An 18387-nucleotide genomic window follows, 5' to 3' on the forward strand; every position below is an offset into this window, starting at 1 on the left:
GTTCGCGATGTGGCAGCCGTTCACGGAGGAGCATCAGCAGTTCAGGAAGACGGTGCGGGCCTTCGCCGAGAAGGAGCTCGCTCCTCACGTCGAGGAGTGGGAGGCGTCGGAGTGCTTCCCGAGCTGGGTGTTCAAGCGCGCCGGCGAGCTCGGGATCCTGGGCGCGCACTTCCCGGAGGAGCACGGCGGCGCCGGGCTCGACTACTGGTTCTCGGCCGCGAAGGCCGAGGAGCTCGTGCGCTGCAGGATGGCGGGCGTGTCGATGGGGCTGCTCGTCCAGAGCGACATGGCGACGCCGGTGATCAGCGACATCGGGACGAAGGAGCAGATCGAGGAGTTCCTCAGGCCGGCGCTCGCGGGCGACAAGATCGCCGCGCTCGGCGTCTCCGAGCCGGCGGCCGGCAGCGACGTGGCCGGGATCCGGACGACCGCGCGCAAGGACGGCGACGACTACGTGCTGAACGGGCAGAAGACGTTCATCACCAACGGGACGCGCGCCGACTTCGTCACGCTGCTCGCCAAGACGTCGCCGGACAAGGGGGCCCACGGGTGCTCGTTCTTCCTCGTGCCGACGGAGCTCCGGGGCTTCCAGGTCGCGAAGAAGCTGAAGAAGATCGGCAACAAGTCGTCGGACACGGCGGAGCTCTTCCTGGAGGACGTGCGGGTGCCGAGGCGCTGCCTGCTCGGCGAGCCGGACCAGGGGTTCGTGTACCTGATGCAGAACTTCCAGACCGAGCGGCTCGTCGCCGCGGTGGGCGCGATCGCGAGCTCGTTCATGACGCTCGACACCACGGTCGAGTACGGGCGCGAGCGGGTGGCCTTCGGCAAGCCGCTCATCAAGCGCGAGTCGTGGCAGCACAAGTTCGTGGACCTCTACACGCGCTGCGAGGCGGCCCGCGCCTTCGTCTACAAGTGCGTCGACCACTACAACGACGAGCGCTACGTCCGGAAGGTGCCGATCAGCTTCGACACGGTGAAGCTCATCTCGATGGCGAAGATCCTGGCCGGCGACGTGGCGAACGACGTGGTGGACACCTGCCTCCAGTTCCACGGCGGCTGGGGCTACATCGAGGACTTCCCCATCGCGCGCGCCTGGCGCGACCAGCGGCTCCTGCGCATCGGCGGCGGGACGACCGAGACGATGAAGTACTACCTGGCGAAGCTGATGAACTTCTGAGGAAGGCCGGACCGGCGGGGGGCCCGGACCTTTCGCAGCGGCGATCGAAAAAAAGTAGAGACAAGCGGCGCGAGAGGCTGTAGATATGCCGCTCCCAACGACCGGGGCTGTAGCTCAGCTGGGAGAGCGCATGACTGGCAGTCATGAGGTCAGGGGTTCGATCCCCCTCAGCTCCACTGACACGAACAACTCGACCGAAAGACTCCCGCGAGAGTCCGGCGCGCCGCGCCTTCCTGGCGGCGAGCTCGCTCAGAACCCGCCGAGGTAACGCGGCGGTAGGCCGATCCGCGGGTCGACCCGGAAGGCGCCGGCGTGCACGAGCGCGCGGCGGTCCTCGCCGGCGCCCACGTCGAAGCGGTGCACGACGCCGCCGTCGGTCTCGGCGTCCGCAGCGAGGCAACGCCCGCAGGCCTCGGCGCAGCGCACCTCGCCGAGCACGAACGGGAGCTCCTTCGAGCGCAAGAGGACCTCGGGCTCGCCGCGCGCCGGTCCGGAGCCGGCGAGGTCGACCGCCACGAGGGTGTCGTCGACCGGGCCGCCCTCGCCGAGCGCGTCGCGGCCGAGCGTCGCGAGGAGGACGTGGTCCTCGGACGCGAACGCGACGGAGAAGCCGGGCGTGCCCGCGCCGAGCTCGGCGGGCGCCCAGCGCGCCTCCTCGACGAGGCCTCCGCCGTCGCGGCGCGCGAGGACGACGAGGCCCGCCTCGGCGGCGTTCGAGGTGGAGTCGCCGCCGAACGTCCCGGGGCACACGACGGCGAGCCGCGATCCGCTCGCGGACGCGGCCAGCCCTCCGCACCCGTGGAGCCCGCGCAGCACCGTGACCTCCTTGATGGCGTCGCCCTGCGTGTCGATCTCGACGAGGCGCGACTCGGCCGACGTGGTGAAGTCGAGCGACGTCGCCGTGAGCAGCACGTAGAGGCTGCCCTCAACGAGCACCGCGCGGCTCGGGCGGGGGTAGATCCCGGGATCCTCCCCGGCCAGCGCGGGCGCGAGGTCGACGCGGCCGACGATCGCGCGGGCGCCGGGGTCGACGACGAGCACGTCGCTCCCGCCGTCCGTCGGCGCGGCGTCGGGGTCGAGGTTCGGCTCGTGGCGCGTGACGTACGCCTTGCTGGGCGAGACCTCGACGTAGTCCTGCGGGTTCGCGCGGAACGCGGTCGCGACGGCGAGCTGCGCGCGCGCCTCGCCGCTCCGGACGTCGACCCACGTGAGCACGGACGCGGCGCGGTCGATCAGCACCAGCTGGTCCCCGCGGGCCGGCGTCGTCGGGGTGACGACGTCCCCCGAGAGCGGCGAGGAGAGGCCGGGCGCGATCGAGCCCGACGAGATGATCGACGCGGAGAGCACCGCGCCCTCCCAGCTCATCAGGCCGACGTCCGTGGACTGGTAGTCGCTGCTCACGACGACGGCGCCGCGCCCGCACGGCCCCTCGACGACGTCCGTGCCGCCGGTGCTCGGCGGCGGCTCAGGCGCGTTGCACCCGAGCAGCGCGGAAGCCGCCCCCGCGACGAGGATCTTCACCGAGGGAGCCGCGAGGGCGGCGCCCAGCTTGAGGTCGAACCGAGACGTCTTCACCACCACACCTCCGTCGCCGCGTGGACGCTCCGCCCGGGGAGCTCGAGGTTGAGCAGATCGAAGGTCCTCGCGGCGAAGACGTTCGTGATCGCGACGCGCGCCGACAGCCGCCGCCGGAGCGCGAGGACCGCGAGCTCGACGTCGGCCGTCGCCTGCTCCGGGAGCGGCCGGAGCCCCGCGGGGTCGCCGACGCGCGAGGCGCGGTAGAAGAGCCGCGCCGAGAGGGACGCGCGGTCGATGCCGAGCCGCGCGGGCTCCGCGTACAGCTCCACGGACGGCGCCGCGACGAGGCGCGCCTGGAACGGGATGAGGTCGTTCGCGAGCGAGCGGCCCGGCGAGGTGTCCCTCGGATCGAGCGCGGTGAGCGCGAGCCCGGCGCGGACGTGATCGAGCGCCGAGGCGGAGGCCGCGAGCTCCAGGCCGAGGACGCGCGCGCTGCCCACGTTGTAGGGCCGCAGCACGCCGACGAACGCCGGGCGGTACGCGACGAGCCCCGACGCGAAGCGCGAGAAGCCGAGGAGCTCGCAGGAGAGCTCGGCGCGCGCGCGCGGCGACGCCGCGGCGAGGCGCACCCCGAGCTCGGCGGAGAGGCCGCGCTCGGGCGCGAGCTCCGGGTTGCCGATGACGATCGGCGAGCTGCCGTGGAGCTCGCCGAGCACGGGGACACGCACGTAGCGGCCGAGGTTCCCGAAGACCGAGACGGCGCCGTCCGCGAGGCGGAGGCGGGCGCCGAGGCGGCCGCTCGGCTCGAGCGCGCTGGCCGGACCGCCGGCGCCGGCGTGGCGCGTCCGGTGGAGCTCCACGGCGCCGAGGGCGTAGCCCTCGAGCGAGGCGATCGGCGCGTAGCGCAGGCTCGCCGACGCGCGGTACGTCGCGCGCGAGGCGCGGAGCGGCGCCTTGCCCGCGCGGTCGATGGCGAGCAGCTCGCGCTCGTAGGCCGCCGAGGCGGACAGGGAGACGTGGTCGGCGGGGCGGTAACGGAGGGCGGCCTGCTCGGCGCCGCGCGCGCCGGCGCTGGCGACGACCGGCGAGAGCAGGCCGAGCTCACCCCGCGGATCGCGCACGACCTGGCGCGAGAGGATCGCCGAGCTCGTGAGCTCGAGGCGGCACCGGTCGACGCCGCCCTCGGCCGGGCGGGCGCAGGGGGTTACCGCAGAGGCCGCGCCGAGCCAGCGCTGCACGTGGGACCGCGCCGCGCGCGCCGGGGTCTCGGAGAGGCCGGTCGCGCCCTGGTCGCGCGCGAAGCCGTTCACGATCGCCGTGATGCTGCCGCCCCAGGGCAACCGGTAGCGGCCGATGCTCCAGAGGTCGTAGGCGTCGGTGTCGGCGTTCGGCCTCGGCAGCGCGCGCCCCAGGCGGCTGTCCGTATAAAGGTAGTCGTTGTCGGCGGAGCGCCGGCTGAGCGCGACCAGGGCGCCCGCGCGCTCGTCGCCGAGGCCCACCGACGCCCACGCGGAGCGCTCGCCGAAGCTGCCCGCGCCGAGCCCCACGGAGGCCCGGGGCGCGCGCGGCAGCGCCGGCTCGAAGAAGATGGCGCCGCCGATCCCGAGGCGGTCGGCGTGCTCGGGCGCGTTGCCCCGGTAGACCTCGACGCGCTGGATCATCCAGAGCGGCACCATGGAGAGATCGGCGGTGCCGGTCACGTCGTCGTTGAGCCGGACGCCCGCGAGGTACACCGGCGTCTCGGCGCTGCTCGCGCCCCGGAGGGACGCGGTCGCGAGATCCGACGAGGCGCCGGTCCGGGAGACCTGCAGGCCGGGCACGCGGCTCAGCACCGCGGGCGCCGCGGCGCCCGGCGCGCGGAGGTCGTCCTCGCGGATCACATAGGACGCCGCGGTCGGATCGCGCGCGGCGACGGTCGACGCGTGTTGCCCCGCGACGTGCACCTCGATCGCCCGCTCGCGCGGCCTCGCCCGCTCCGGTGCGGCCGGGGCGGCAGCGCGTCGCTCTCGGGGCTCGCCGCCCGCCGCTCCTTCGCGAGCGCCGGCGACCGCCGCTCCCTCGCGGTCGCCGGCGGCCGCCTCCTGGGCGCGCGCGCGCGGCGCGACGCCGGCGGCCACGAGCGCCGCGCAGGCGAGCGCCGCGGGCCGCCTCACGGACACAGCGCGTGGACGATGCCCACCGCGTCGAGGTCGAAGACGTCGGGCAAGTCGGCGCGGTCGGTGATCCGCACGAAGCGGGCGAGCGAGACGCCGATCTCGGCGAGATCGAACGGATCGCCCCCGGCCGACGACGGGTCGAGCGGGTCGATGTCGTTCTCCTCGGGGTTGGCGTGCACCGGGCGCCACCCGGCGCAGCTGCCGTACGGGGGCCCCTCGGCGGTGCACGGGAACGCCGACCAGGCGGCGCCGTCCTCGCTCACCTCGACGGTGGCGAGCTCGGCGAAGACGGTCGCGGCGTCCCCGCCGCGCGTGAAGGCGTTCTCGAACACGAGGAAATCGGCCCCGGGGCCGTCGATGATCGCGTTGCCCTCGAAGGCGAGGACGATGGAGCCGCCGTTCCCCAGCGAGAGCACGTCGAGCGAGCCGCCGCAGCAGCCCGCGCCCTTCGGCGGGCCGAGGACGATGTCCGGGAACCGGTCCTGGCCGAACACCTGCCCTGATCCGAGGCAAGCGGACACCACGCCGGTCGCGAACCGCGCGCCCGGTCCATCACACGAGGCCGGGCCTTCGCCGGGAGCTTCGCCTTGGCCGCCCGCGAGGCAGGAGCCGCCTCCTCCCCCGCCCCCGCCAGCATCTCCCTCGGAGGGGTCGTCGCGAGGGGTCTCGACACCGCCGCACCCGGACAGGACATCAGCGGAGAGACAGAGACAGACGAAGAGGAGGCGCCGCGACCTCCCGACCCCCGCCCGGACAGGCGGGCGCCGCGCGCCGGCTGCCCTGGAGGGTCTCTCTCTCCCTCTTCGATGCTCCTGCAAAAGACCTCTTCGGCGGGTGGTCGCTATCATGGGCCTCCGGGACGGTCAACGGACTTCCCGGACCTCGGGCGGGAGAGTAGAGAGCGGAGGATGGCTTTCTCGCCTACCTGGGAGTTCCCGGAACCCGACGCGCGCGCGGCGGCCGCGGCGCGCGCGCGGCAGGACACGTTGACCAAGCCGCGCGGCAGCCTCGGGACGCTCGAGGAGCTCGCCGTGGAGCTCGCCGCGATCCAGGGCGGGCCGCCCGCGAGCCGCCCGGCGGCAGCGGTGTTGTTCGCCGCCGATCACCCGGTCACGCGACACGGCGTCTCGGCCTACCCGCCCGAGGTCACCGCGGCGATGGTGGCGAACTTCGTCTCCGGCGGCGCCGCCGCGAGCGTGCTCTGCCGGCACCTCGGGGTCGAGCTGCGGATCGTGGACGTCGGCGTCGCGCACCCCTACGCGCCCGCGGCAGGCGGCGACGCCGGCGGCGGCGCCGCGCGGCTGCGGCGCGATCCGGTCGCCGACGACCCGATCGGCGACCTGCGCGTCGAGGACGCGCTCTCGGAGGCCGTCTACGAGCGCGCGCTCCGGGCCGGCGCCGCCGAGATCGACGCGCTCGGGGGCGACACGCGCGTGGTCCTCCTCGGCGAGATGGGCATCGGCAACACCACGGCCGCGGCCGCGATCGCGGCGCTCCTCCTCGATGTCCCCGCCGAGGACGTCGTCGGGGCGGGGACGGGCGTCGCGGGCGCCGCGCTGTCGCGCAAGATCGAGGTCGTGCGCGACGCGACCCAGCGCGTCGTCGCCCAGACCGCGCGGGACGCCCAGGCCGCGCGGGACGCCCAGGCCGCGCGGGGCGCCGACCCGCACCGGGTCGTGCGGTCGGTCGGCGGAAAGGAGATCGCCGCGCTCGTGGGCGCCGCGGCGCGGGCGATCGAGCGGCGCATGCTCGTGCTCGTCGACGGCTTCATCGTCTCGACGGCGGCGCTCGCGCTGGTCCGGATGGACGCGCGGGCGCGGCGGGGCATGCTCTTCGCGCACCGCTCGGCGGAGCGCGGCCACGCCCGCGTCCTCGCGGCGCTCGACGCCCGCCCGCTGCTCGACCTCGGGATGCGCCTCGGCGAGGCGAGCGCCGCGCTCGCGGCGCTGCCGCTGCTCGACGCCGCGTGCGCGCTGCACGCCGGCATGGCGACGTTCGCGAGCGCGAGCGTGCCCGATCGCGCCCCGCCCGGGACTCCATGAGGGCGCCGCCCGTCCTGCGCGGCGCCCGGGCAGCGACGACGTTCCTCACGCGCGTGCCGGTCGGCGGCTTCCCCTACGCCGAGGCGGACTGGCGCTGGGCCGCGGCCTGGTTCCCGTTCGTGGGCGCCGGCCTCGGCGCCGCGCAGGCCGCCGTGTGGCTGCTCGTCGACCGGAGCGGCGCGCTCGTGGCGGCGAGCGTGACGGTCGCGCTCGGCCTGCTCCTCACCGGCGCCTTCCACGAGGACGGCCTCGCGGACACGGCCGACGCGCTGGGCGGCGGCGCCGACCGCGCGCGGGTGTTCGAGATCCTGAAGGACAGCCGCGTCGGGTCCTTCGGCGCCGCGGCGCTCGTCGTGGTGCTCGTGTTGCGCATCGCCCTGCTCGCGCGGCTCGACGCCGCGGCGCCGGTCGCGCTCGTGCTGACGCAGTGCCTCTCGCGCACCCCGCCGATCTGGCTGATGGTCGCGCTGCCCTACGCGACCCCGAGCGCCGTCTCCCGCAGCCGGCCGGTCGCGCAGGCGGCGCTGCCGCAGGCGCTCGTCGGCTCGGTCTGGCCCGCGCTGGCGCTCGCCGCGGCGCACCTCGCCGGCGCCCTCTCCGCGGCGGAGGCGGCGGCCATGCTCGCCGGCGCCGCGGCCGTCTCCGTCGTCTGCGGCCTGCGCTTCCGCGCCCGCGTCGGCGGCATCACCGGCGATTTCCTCGGCGCGACGCAGCAGATCGCCGACTGCGCGGCGCTGCTCGCCCTCGCGATCGCGCGGGGCGGCTGAGCCGCGGGCGGGCCGCCATGGATCTCCTCGCCCACGGGCTCGTCGCGTTCCGCCACGCCCCGGTGCCGCTCGCGGGCGTCTGTTACGGCCGCCTCGACGTCGCGGCGGAGCTCTCTCCGGCCGGCGCCGCGGACGTGATCGAGCGCGCGCTCGAGGACCTCGGCCATCGGCCCGGGGTGGTCTGGTCGTCGCCGCTCTCCCGCTGCGCGCTCCCCGCGGCTGAGCTCGCGGCGCGCCTCGGGGTGCCGCACGCCGTCGACGATCGACTGCTCGAGATCGCCTACGGCGCCTGGGAGGGGCGCGCCTGGTCGGACATCGAGCGCGACGACCCGATGGCGTACGCCGCGTGGCTCGACGGCTGGGAGCGCATCGGGCCGCCCGGCGGCGAGTCGGCGATCGAGGTCGAGGCCCGGGTGCGGTCGTTCTGGCGCGCGCTCGCTTCGACGTCCGGCGCGCGCGGGCCAGCGTCCGCGGCGTCCCCGCATCTCCTGGTCGCGCACGCGGGCGTGCTGCGGGCGCTCCGCGTCGTCGCCTGCGCCGTCCCCTGGCACGAGGCGATGAGCGCGCCGGCCCCCCACCTCGCGGCCGAGCGCTTCCCCCTCCCTCCGCCCGCCGTCTCGCTGCCGGACACGGACACGTGAGGAGCGCGAGCTTCCCTGGAGACGACTCCGCAAGATCCGCGATAACGACAGTGATGACACGCACGTGAGCGACGTGGGCTTGACGTGCCCTTGTGGCACCTGATACACGAGACTGTCCTGCGCTGTTCTTGGTGGGGGAACTCAATACATCGGGTGTGGGGGCTCGAATGAAGCAGATGACGCCCAGTCTCGTCCGCGTGGCGCTCGCGGCGATCGCGCTCTCCTCGGCGCCGCTCCTCGTCGTGGGCTGCGGAGAGGCTGAAGAGGCCGCGGTCCCTGGTGTTCAGACACGTTATGTCGTGGCGAGCACGATCGTCGGAGGCGAGGAGACCACGACCTACGTGAGCTTCATGAGCTCGCTCGATGTCGAGCAGATCGATCTCGGGGACGCGCAGGAGTTCGCCGGGTGGGCCACGATCGCCACGGTCGGCGGGATGCTCTTCGTCAGCGATGGCGAGGCGCCGACCGTCACGCGTTACATGGCCGGCGCCGGCGGCGCCCTGGAGGAGGCCGGCCAGCTCAGCTTCCTCAACCACGGTATCCCGACGGCCCCCTTCTACCAGAACTACTTCGCGAGCCCGACGAAGGCTTACATGCAGGTCCAGACCAGCGAGCGGGTGATCTGGGATCCGACCGCGCTCACGCTCGGAGACACGCTGCAGATCGCCGGGCCGCCCCCGGAGCGAGATGGACTCACGCTCCGCGCGAGCCTCGATCGCGGGGTCGGCGTGCGGGAGGGGCGGGTCATCGCGCCGCTCTACTGGTCCGACAACGACTATTACCGCTTCTCGCCGGAGTCACAGCTCGCCGTGATCGACTCCGAGGCCGACAAGGTGCGCGCGGTGCTCGACGCGCCCTGCCCAGGGCTGGACGTCGCGACGGAGGACGAGGCAGGAAACCTCTACTTCAGCAACTGGATATTGAGCGTGACCGGGCCGCTCTTCGAAGAGGACGCGCCCGCGAACTGCGTGGTCCGCGTCGCCGCGGACAGCGAGACGATCGACGAGGGCTGGGCGCTGGATCTCGCCGAGCTCACCGGCGGCCGCCAGACCGCCGCGTTTCGTTACGTGTCCGACGGCGTCGCGCTCGTGGCCGTGTTCTACGACGAGCGCCTGGGCACGGATGTCCCCCCTGCGTCCGCGGCGGCCACGCCCAACTGGCGCCTCTGGCGCGTCGACATGAACCGCCGCACCGCAGAGCCGGTCGAGGGGCTCGACTTCGTCGCGGGGGGTTATTACTCGTTCCGCATCGACGGGCGCACGCTCGTGCTGGTGCCGGCCGCCGACTACTCGTCGACCACGGCCTACGAGATCGGGCCCACGGGACCGGCGCAGCCGCGCTTCTCGGTCCCGGGGTGGGCGTTCCAGATGGTCCAGCTCGACTGAGAGGGCAGCGGTCGCTCCCTGGTGCTCCACGACCGGACCTGCAAGACCAGACCTCGACGGGCCATGACGAGGACGGCCGTCGGGCTCCTCTCGCTCGGCGCGCTGATCGGCGCCGGCCCCCGCGCGGTCGCGCAGGCGCCTCCCGCGCCGCCCTCTGCGAGCCCCGGCGCGCCGGACGGCGACGCGAACGCGCCCCCCGGGCGGGTCCAGGCGCCGCGGCTGCTGGAGGGCGCCGAGGCGGCCTACCCCGACGCCGCGCGCGCGCTGCGGATCGAGGCGACGGTGGTGCTGCGGCTGACCGTCGGCGCCGACGGCGCCGTCCAGGGCGCGGAGGTGGCCAGACCCGCAGGGAACGGCTTCGATGAGGCGGCCCGCGAGGCGGCGCTCCGCCTGCGCTTCACCCCGGCGACGCGCGACGGACGGCCCATCAAGGCGCGCATCCTCTTCCGCTACGAGTTCCGGCAGCCGCCCGAGCCCGCGCCGTCCCCCGCGCCCGCCCAGGCCGCGCCCGCGCCCGCCCAGGCCGCGCCGCCCTCGCCGCCTCCCGCCACTCCCGCCACTCCCGCCAGCGCGAGGCCACCCGAGCCCCATCCCCGGCAAGCGCCTGTCGAGGTCACGGTCCGCGGACGCCCGACCGAAGCACAGCAGCTGGTGCAGTCGGCAGAGGCCGTCACCGTCGTCGACACACGCCGCGCGCAGAAACACTCCTCGGATCTGGGGGAGATCATGGCCCGCGCGCAGGGCGTCTCCGTTCGCCGCTCGGGAGGGCTCGGCTCGGTTGCGCGCTTCTCGCTGAACGGACTCCAGGACGACCAGATCCGCTTCTTCGTGGACGGCGTGCCGCTCGAGCTCGCCGGCTACCCGTCCGGCATCGCCAACATGCCGGTGAACCTCGTCGAGCGGGTCGAGATCTACCGCGGGGTCGTTCCGGCCCGCTTCGGCGCGGACGCGCTCGGCGGCGCCGTCCACCTCGTGAGCGACCGGCGCGATGACACGCGCCTCTCCGCGTCGTACCAGGTCGGCTCGTTCGGGACGCGCCGCGCGACCGCCGCCGGTCGCTACCGCCACGATCCCACCGGCCTCGTCGCGGGCGGCAGCGCGTTCTTCGACGTCGCCCGGAACGACTACGACATCCATGAGCGGAAGGTCGTCGACGATCGCGGTCGCATCCGGCTCATGACGGTCCCGCGCTTCCACGACGGCTACCGCGCCTACGGCGGCTCCGTCGAGGCCGGCGTCGCCGACAGGCCCTGGGCAAAGCGGCTGTTCCTGCGGGGGTTCGCGTCGACGTACGACAAGGAGCTCCAGCACAACGCCGTGATGGAGGTGCCGTACGGCGAGGTGACCTACGGCGAGACGATGGCCGGCGCGACGCTGCGCTACGAGCAGCCGCTCCTCCCGGGCCTGGAGCTCGACCTCATCGGCAGCTACGCGCACCGCACCACCGACTTCGTCGACAGGAGCGCGTGGGTCTACGACTGGCTCGGCCGGCGCACGAGCCGCCGCGACCCGCCCGGCGACGTCCTGCCCGGCGAGCTCGACGGGACAGCGCACGATCGGACGCAATGGCAGCACAGCGGGCTCGCGCGCGCGACGCTCACCCTTCACCTCGCGCCGGGGCACGCGCTGCGGCTCAGCGTCGCCCCGACGTTCACGACGCGCACGGGCGACGAGCGCGCCCAGCCGGATCCGGGCGAGCGCGATCCGCTCACCGCGCGGCGGGAGCTCTTCACGCTGGTGGGCGGCGTCGAGCACGAGGCCAACGCCTGGCCCATGGCGGGCACGCCGGCGGGCGAAGCGCGCGACGCGGCCCGCGACGACCGCGTGCAGAACATCCTGTTCGCCAAGGTTTACGTGATGCATGCCTCGTCGGAGGACGTGCCGCCCGGCGGCAGCGCCTTCCGGCTCCTGACGCGCGACACAGTCCATCTCGGCGCCGGAGACAGCCTGCGGTTTCGCTTCTTCGAGTGGCTCTACGCCAAGCTCTCCTACGAGCTCGCGGCGCGGCTGCCCTCGCCCGACGAGATGTTCGGCGACGGCCTGCTCGTCAAGCCGAACCTCGAGCTCCAGCCAGAGACGAGCCACAACGTGAACCTCGGCCCGCGCCTCGAGCTCCGGCGGACGCCCTTCGGCGACGTCACCGCCGAGCTCAACGGCTTCCTGCGCGAGAGCGAGCGCCTCATCTTCCGCGCCTTCATCGGGAACCAAGAGCGGCTGTACTCGTTCCAGTTCCAGGACATCGCCCGGGCGCGGGCGCTCGGCGTGGAGAGCCAGCTGGGCTGGGTGTCCCCGGGTCGCTGGGTGAGCCTCGACGGCGGCATCACGCTCCAGGACGTGCGCAACACCTCGATCGAAGGCCGGTTCGTCGCCGTCGACGGCGCCCGCCTGCCAAACCGGCCGTGGCTGTTCGCGAGCTGGGGCGCGCGCTCCCGCATCCCCCGGCTGATCGCGCGAGGCGACGAGCTCGAGCCGTTCTACGTCGGGCGCTACGTCCACGAGTTCTTCCGCGCGTGGGAGACCCGTGGCGCCAGGGAGTCGAAGGACACCATCCGTTCGCAGCTCACCCACGGCGTCGGCGTCAGCTACTCGCTGCGCGCGGGGCCCGCGCGCTTCTCGACGACCCTCGAGGTCCAGAACCTCACCGACGAGCGCGTCTACGATTTCTTCGGCGTACAGCGGCCTGGCAGGACGCTCTCTCTGAAGGTGACGGGGGAGACAGGCTGAAGAAACGTCCCACGAGGCCTCCGCGTGCCAGCCGGCCCCTCAGCGGGAGGCGCTTGCCGCCTGGGCCTTGCGCACGCGCTCCTCGCAGCGCGCAAGGTCGTCGCGGGCCACCTCCGCCGGTACGTCCAGCAGGTGCATCCGCGCCTCGACCGGCGGGCAGTAGGTGGTGGCGCTCCAGAGCCTCGGGTCGCCCGGATCGCGCAGCGGATCGAGATCGCCGCGCCACACCCACAAGGCATTGTCGTCCGACGCGGCGACGATCTGGGTGCCATCCGGGCTGAACGCCGCGGAGTTGAACTTGGAGCCCGATCCACGCAGCACCAGGGGCTCGCCGGTCCCGTCGGCGTTCCACACCCGCACCGTGAGATCCGCGGACGAGCTGACGATCCGGCGGCCGTCGGGGCTGAACGGCCTGCCCCCGCTCACGCTGGCGGCCGCCTCATGTCCGCGCAGGACGAGCGGCTCGCCCGAGCCGTCGGCGTTCCACACCCGCACCGTCCTGTCGTCTGATGCGGAAACGATGCGCCGCCCGTCGGCGCTCCACGCCGCCCAGGTGACCGTCTCGTCGTGTCCGCGCAGGACGAGCGGCGCGCCCGAGCCGTCGGCGTTCCACACCCGCACCGCCTTGTCCCACGATGCGGTCGCGATGCGACGGCCGTCGGGGCTCCACGCCGCCGAGTAGATGGCCATGGCGTCTCCGCGCATGACGAGCGGCGCGCCCGAGCCGTCGGCGTTCCACACCCGCACCGTCCCGTCGAACGCGGAGGAGGCGATGCGGCGGCCATCCGGGCTGAAGGCCGCCGACGTGGCCACCTGCTCGTGCCCGCGCAGGACGAGGGGCTCTCCTGTGCCATCGGCGTTCCACACCCGCACCGTCATATCGACGGACGAGGAGGCGACGCGGCGGCCATCCGGGCTCCACGCCGTGGAGAGGACATGCTCGGTGTGGCCGCGCAGGACGACGGGCTGCCCTGCGCCATCGGCGTCCCAGACGCGCACGGTCTTGTCCCGCGACGCAGAGGCGATGCGGCGGCCGTCGGGGCTGAACGCCGCCGAGTGCACCTGGCCGGTGTGGCCGCGCAGGAGGAGCAGATGCCCTGCGTCTCGGGCGTCCCAGAGACGCGCGGTCTTGTCCCACGACGCGGAGACGATGTGGCGGTCGTCGGGGCTGAACGCCGCCGAGAAGAGCCCACCGTCGTGTCCGCGCAGGACGCGAGGCTGTCCGGAGCCATCGGCGTTCCACACGCGCGCCGTCTTGTCGGCGGACGCGGAGACGACGAGACGGCCGTCGGAGCTGAACGCCGCCGCGTGGACCGTGTCGTCGTGACCGCGCAGGACGAGGGGCGGTCCGGAGCCATCGGCGTTCCACACCCGCGCCGTCCTGTCGTCGGAAGCCGAGACGATCCGGCGGCCGTCAGGGCTCCACCTCGCCGAGCGGAGCGGGGCGTCGTGCCCGCGCAGGACGAGGGGCTGTCCGGAGCCGTCGGCGTTCCACACCCGCACCGTCCGATCCGACGACGCCGAGACGATGCGGCGGCCGTCAGGGCTGAACGCCGCTGCGATGACGGGTGCGCCGTGCCCGCGCAGGACGAGGGGCTGTCCGGAGCCATCGGCGTTCCACACCCGCACCGTCATGTCCACGCCGGCGGACACGATACGGCGGCCGTCGGGGCTGAACCTCGGCGATAACGCGGGCCCCTCATGTCCGCGCAGGACGAGGGGCTGTCCCGAGCCATCGGCGTTCCACACCCGCGTCGTCATGTCCAGGCCGGCGGACGCGATACGGCGGCCGTCGGGGCTGAAGGAGGCCGAGACGACGATGCCGTCGTGTCCGCGCAGGACGAGGGGCTGTCCGGAACCGTCGGCGCGCCACACCCGCACGAGGTTGTCCCAGCACGCGGTGACGATGTGGCGGCCATCAGGGCTGAACTCTGCCGAAGAGACCCAGTGGTCGTGCGTGAGGACGGTCGACGCGACGCCGGCGTCGAGCGCCCCCCTCGCCAGCGCGGACCACCCTCGCGGGGCGGGGCCAGGCTCGATCTCACGCACCAGCGCGAGCACCGTGGTCGGATCGTGCTGGCGCTCGCGGGCCGCCGCGATGCGGCTGGCGTTGCGGGCGCGCGCCGCGCCGCGCTCCGTCTCTTGCTTCTGCGCGCGCGCCAGGGCGGCCTCCTGGTCCGCGCGCGCGGCTTGCTGCTTCGCCAGCGCGGCTTGCTCCTCGGCGCGGGCCGCCTCTCGCCCGGCGCGGACCGCCAGGTACGAGACGCTCAGCGCGACGACGCTGAGCGACGCGATGACGGCGGTCAGGAGCTGCTTGCGCCGCCTCCGATCGCGGCGCACGAGCGCGATGACCGCCTGGAGGAAGCGCCCCTCGGCCAGCGTGAGCTCGCCGCGGTGGCGCGCCGCGAAGCGCTGGGCCTCCTCGGCGGCGTCGCCGGTCCAGAGCAGGCCCTCGCGCTCGCCGCTGGCGCGCCACTCGCGCGCCGCGCTCCGCAGCCGGGCCAGGAAGGCCGAGTCCTCGGCGTCCTCGTCGAGCCACCGGGTGAGCGTGGGCCAGTGGGCGACGAGCGACTCGTGCACGAGCTCGACCGTGCTCTCGTCCTGATCGCTGCCCTCGACGGTGAGCAGGCGCGCCTCGATGAGCCGCCCCACCACACGCGCGAGATCCGCGGCGGCCGCGGGCCCGGAGAGCTCCCGCAGCTCGCCCAGCGTCGCGATGGCGCGCGTGCGCTCGGGCGTCACCAGGCGCAGCAGCACGGCGCGCGCCCACCTCCGTTCCGCGGGACCCATGCCGCCGAGCACCGCGTCGGCGTGGCTGGCCAGGGCGCCCGCGACGCCGCCGATCGCGCGGTAGCTGGCCTCGGTGAGCGCGCGGCGCTCGACGTCGCGCATGACCCACATCCTCGCGGCGGTGAACTGCAGGAGCGGGAGGGCGCCCGCGGTGTGCGCGAGCGCGTCGAGCATCTCCTCCACGAGCGCCGCCGACTCGAACCGGTGCTCGGCGGTCTCGGCGGGCTTGACCAGGGCGCTGCGCAGCTCCTCGCGATCCATGGGGCGGATCAGCACGGTGCCCCGGCTCATCATGTCCACGATGGAGGGGGGCGCGTCCGCCATGCGATCGAGGAAGTCGGAGCGCAGCGAGAGCATCACCCGCAGCGGAGAGTCGATGTCGTCGGCCGCGCCGGCCAGACAGGCGAGGAACGCGGCGCGCTCCTCGGCGGGCGCCAGCGTGTACAGCTCCTCGAACTGATCGATGAAGAACACGATCCGCTCGAGCCTCCGCCGGGCCCGGACGCGCATCTCTGCGCCGAGGAACCCCGGCTCGCTGCGGAGCCGCTCGCAGACGGCATCGCGCTCGCTCCGCGCGGCCGGCGCGGCGTCCTTTTCGTCCCCGGCCTCGCGCGGCGCGCCCTCGTCCTCGCGCGGCGCGCGGCTCGTGGTCTCGTGCGACGTGTCGCTGCTCTGGCTCGACTGGGTCCACGAGTGCTGCACGATCAGCTCGGCCAGCGCGGTGAGCGGCCGGGGGCCGGGGCGCACGATGAACGCCTCCCACGCGTCGCCGCCGCGCTTGAGCGCCGGGATGACGCCCGCGCGCACGAACGACGACTTGCCGGCGCCCGAGGCGCCCACGATGGCGATCAGCGGTTGCTCGGACAGGCGGGCCACCACCTGCGCAACCGCGCGCTCGCGGCCGAAGAAGCGGGGGGCGTCGCGCTCCTGGAACGAAGCGAGGCCGGCGTAGGGGCTCTGCGCCTCGACGTCGATGAAGAGCTCGGCCCGGGGGATGGCCTCGAGCTCGGCGAGCAGGAGGCGCGCCGAGCCGATGCGATCTTCCTTGCGCTTGAGCAGGCAGCGGTCGATGAGGGTGCCGAGCTTGCCGAGGTCCGAGCGCGCCTCGCGCACGCTGGGCATGGGGATCGCCAGATCGGCCACGGTCGCCAGCGCCTCGGCCGAGAGCGGGGCCAGCGGATGGCGGCCGGTGACGAGCTCGCAGAGCATGACGCCCACGGCCCATAGATCGGTGCGGTGATCCACCTCGGCCGCGCCCCATTGCTCGGGCGACATGTACGGCACCGTGCCGACCTGCGCGCCGGTCCTGGTGATCGACGCCCCGGCGACGGCGAGCGCGGCTGCGGCCGCCTCCTGCGCCGGCGCGCCCGCGCGCTCCTCGGCGTCCTGCACCAGCTTGGCGATCCCGAAGTCGAGCACCTTCACCGTGCCGCTCTCGGTCAGCATGATGTTCGACGGCTTGAGATCGCGGTGGACCAGGCCCGCGTCATGCGCGTGCACGAGCGCGCGCACGACCGGCAGCATCAGCTCGGCGGCGCGGCTCGGCGGCAGCGCGGGACCGGGCCTCGGCGCATCCAGCGGCGGGTCGTGGACGCGCGAGGCCCGCTCCTCCCGCCACTCCTTCAGCGTCTGGCCCTTGACGTACTCCAGCACCATGTACAGCGAGCCCTCGTGCTCGCCGATGTCGTAGAGGCCGACGATGTTCTCGTGGGTCAGCTGCGCCGTCGTGCGGGCCTCGGCGATGAACCGCTCTGCCCGGCTCGGCGAGGTCTCGGTGACGAACTTGAGCGCCACCAGCCGCCCCAGGCGCACGTCGCGGGCCAGGTACACCTGCCCCATGCCGCCGCGGCCGAGCGGGCGGATGATCTCATGATGTTTGATCCTGGTGCCCGCCTGGACGACCGGCGCCTGAGGACGGAAGTCGCCCGTCGTCGAGCCCGTGTACACGGTGCCGACACCCGCGCGCTCGTCCTGCGGATCGTCGTGCGCGTGAGCTGGCTCCGCCACCGTCCCCGCTCGCTCGGCGGTGCCGGCATGCTCGTCCACGCCTTCAAGCGCTCTATGCTCCGTGCGCAGGAGGCCTTCGGGGCGTGGCCCTGCCGCGTCAGGTGTGCTCACGGCGGAAGCGTACCACCGTCACCTTCCCTCCCGCAGCGTCAGCCAGGGCCGCGCGTTCCCCGTATCAGGGCACCTCGCGACGACGCGCTCGGCGCCGCCTTCCCGAAGAGATCGGCTCCAAGCCCAGAGTCCAGCGACCTGTAGCCCACGCCACATACCTATCTACGGCCAGGTAGGCAGGTTCGTCGGTCAGGCAGACAGGCAGGAGGGTGGGCGCCGGTATCATGGGCGGTCTCCTCGCCAGGACGGCCTTGACGTGATGGAGGAATTGCGATTCCCTATCCTCTCAGGGGTTGGAGATGCAATGACGGGGGGCGAGGAACCGCCGGCGTCCGGGCACATCCGGCGCTGGTATTCAGAGGTGCAGCGAGGATCGGCCGCCGATTTCGTCGCTCGACATCGGGGGTTCTTCTTTCTCGTCGACCAGACGAGCAGCGAGCTGGACAAGGTCGATTTCCGGACGTGCGAAGTGAGGTCCCGTCTGGCGCCAGCGGAGGACGCCGCGCGCTTCGAGCAGGGCGAGCTCTGCGTGATCCCGATCGAGAAGTCGTCGCGCAATCCCTACAAAGACAGGATCTCCCTCGGCCGCGCGCGCAATTGCGACGTCGTGATACGTCATCCCTCCATCTCCAAGCTTCACGCTCACATCCGCGTACACGAAGACAAGAGTTATACGATCGTGGACCTCGGCTCCCACAACGGGACGAGCGTCGACGCTCGCCCTCTCAAGCCGAACGTGGCGGAGCCGCTATGTGCTGGCAGCGTGGTCGTCCTCGGGACGGTCGTCCTGCGCGTGCTGGACGCCGAGGGGCTGCGCCGGGAGCTCCTGCGACGGCTCACCTCATCGAGCGCCCCGGGTTCGAGCTCGCCGGACCTGTCGCCGCCTTCGCGCCGATGAGCCCCGGCCAGCCCTAGCGCGTTTTCCCCCCCGCTCTGGTACCTGCGTCCCAGAGCGGCGGTCACCCGCACAGGAGACGGGCCCAGATCGGCGTTTTCGGCGCGCAAGCGCACTCCTGTGCGCTGAGCACCGAAAACGTCGAGATGGGCCCGTATCCGAAGCGGGTGACCG

General features: G+C 73.7%; 11 protein-coding genes and 1 tRNA gene. 8 read left to right on the plus strand and 4 right to left on the minus strand.

Features of this window, described 5'->3' with window-relative positions:
* The first annotated feature begins 7 nt into the window (after window positions 1–7).
* Window positions 8–1177, plus strand: a complete 1170-nt coding sequence (locus WMF43_RS38905; protein WP_437672751.1) for an acyl-CoA dehydrogenase family protein — start codon at window positions 8–10, stop codon at window positions 1175–1177.
* A gap of 103 nt (window positions 1178–1280) precedes the next feature.
* A tRNA-Ala gene (locus WMF43_RS38910) sits at window positions 1281–1353 on the plus strand.
* Window positions 1354–1426: 73 nt separating this feature from the next.
* Here the strand turns inward: WMF43_RS38910 and WMF43_RS38915 are convergent.
* From WMF43_RS38915 to WMF43_RS38925, 3 genes are read right to left on the minus strand one after another with little or no spacing between them, the layout of a single operon-like run.
* Complete coding sequence (locus WMF43_RS38915; RefSeq protein ID WP_437672753.1) at window positions 1427–2752, minus strand: hypothetical protein; 1326 nt, start codon at window positions 2750–2752, stop codon at window positions 1427–1429.
* Window positions 2749–4848, minus strand: coding sequence for a TonB-dependent receptor (locus WMF43_RS38920; protein WP_437672755.1), 2100 nt, complete (start codon window positions 4846–4848; stop codon window positions 2749–2751). The genes WMF43_RS38915 and WMF43_RS38920 overlap by 4 nt, the downstream gene beginning before the upstream one ends.
* Window positions 4845–5375 (minus strand): hypothetical protein, encoded by a 531-nt coding sequence (locus WMF43_RS38925; RefSeq protein ID WP_437672757.1) that lies wholly within the window; start codon window positions 5373–5375, stop codon window positions 4845–4847. Before WMF43_RS38925 ends, WMF43_RS38920 begins: the two co-directional genes overlap by 4 nt.
* 384 nt (window positions 5376–5759) lie before the next feature.
* Here WMF43_RS38925 and cobT point away from each other — a divergent pair, with 384 nt between their 5' ends.
* The 5 genes from cobT (at window position 5760) to mxcH (ending at window position 12410) form a co-directional block, all read left to right on the plus strand.
* On the plus strand, window positions 5760–6893 hold the full coding sequence (gene cobT / locus WMF43_RS38930) for a nicotinate-nucleotide--dimethylbenzimidazole phosphoribosyltransferase (protein WP_437672759.1): 1134 nt from the start codon (window positions 5760–5762) through the stop codon (window positions 6891–6893).
* Window positions 6890–7660, plus strand: coding sequence for an adenosylcobinamide-GDP ribazoletransferase (locus WMF43_RS38935; RefSeq protein ID WP_437672760.1), 771 nt, complete (start codon window positions 6890–6892; stop codon window positions 7658–7660). The genes cobT and WMF43_RS38935 overlap by 4 nt, the downstream gene beginning before the upstream one ends.
* 17 nt (window positions 7661–7677) lie before the next feature.
* Complete coding sequence (locus tag WMF43_RS38940; RefSeq protein ID WP_437672762.1) at window positions 7678–8301, plus strand: histidine phosphatase family protein; 624 nt, start codon at window positions 7678–7680, stop codon at window positions 8299–8301.
* A 176-nt stretch (window positions 8302–8477) separates the two neighbouring features.
* Window positions 8478–9686 carry an MxcI gene (locus WMF43_RS38945; protein ID WP_437672764.1) on the plus strand — a complete coding sequence of 403 codons (1209 nt, stop codon included), beginning with the start codon at window positions 8478–8480 and terminating at the stop codon, window positions 9684–9686.
* Window positions 9687–9749: 63 nt separating this feature from the next.
* Window positions 9750–12410 carry a TonB-dependent siderophore myxochelin receptor MxcH gene (gene mxcH, locus WMF43_RS38950; protein WP_437672766.1) on the plus strand — a complete coding sequence of 887 codons (2661 nt, stop codon included), beginning with the start codon at window positions 9750–9752 and terminating at the stop codon, window positions 12408–12410.
* A gap of 39 nt (window positions 12411–12449) precedes the next feature.
* Here mxcH and WMF43_RS38955 read toward each other — a convergent pair whose 3' ends face one another.
* Window positions 12450–17318, minus strand: a complete 4869-nt coding sequence (locus tag WMF43_RS38955) for an nSTAND1 domain-containing NTPase (protein ID WP_437672767.1) — start codon at window positions 17316–17318, stop codon at window positions 12450–12452.
* 361 nt (window positions 17319–17679) lie between these two features.
* Between WMF43_RS38955 and WMF43_RS38960 the strand changes: the two genes are divergently transcribed.
* Window positions 17680–18216, plus strand: coding sequence for an FHA domain-containing protein (locus tag WMF43_RS38960; RefSeq protein ID WP_437672769.1), 537 nt, complete (start codon window positions 17680–17682; stop codon window positions 18214–18216).
* Window positions 18217–18387 lie beyond the last annotated feature (171 nt).

Source organism: Sorangium sp. So ce131 (assembly GCF_051519095.1).
In the GTDB taxonomy this organism is placed as follows: domain Bacteria; phylum Myxococcota_A; class Polyangia; order Polyangiales; family Polyangiaceae; genus Sorangium.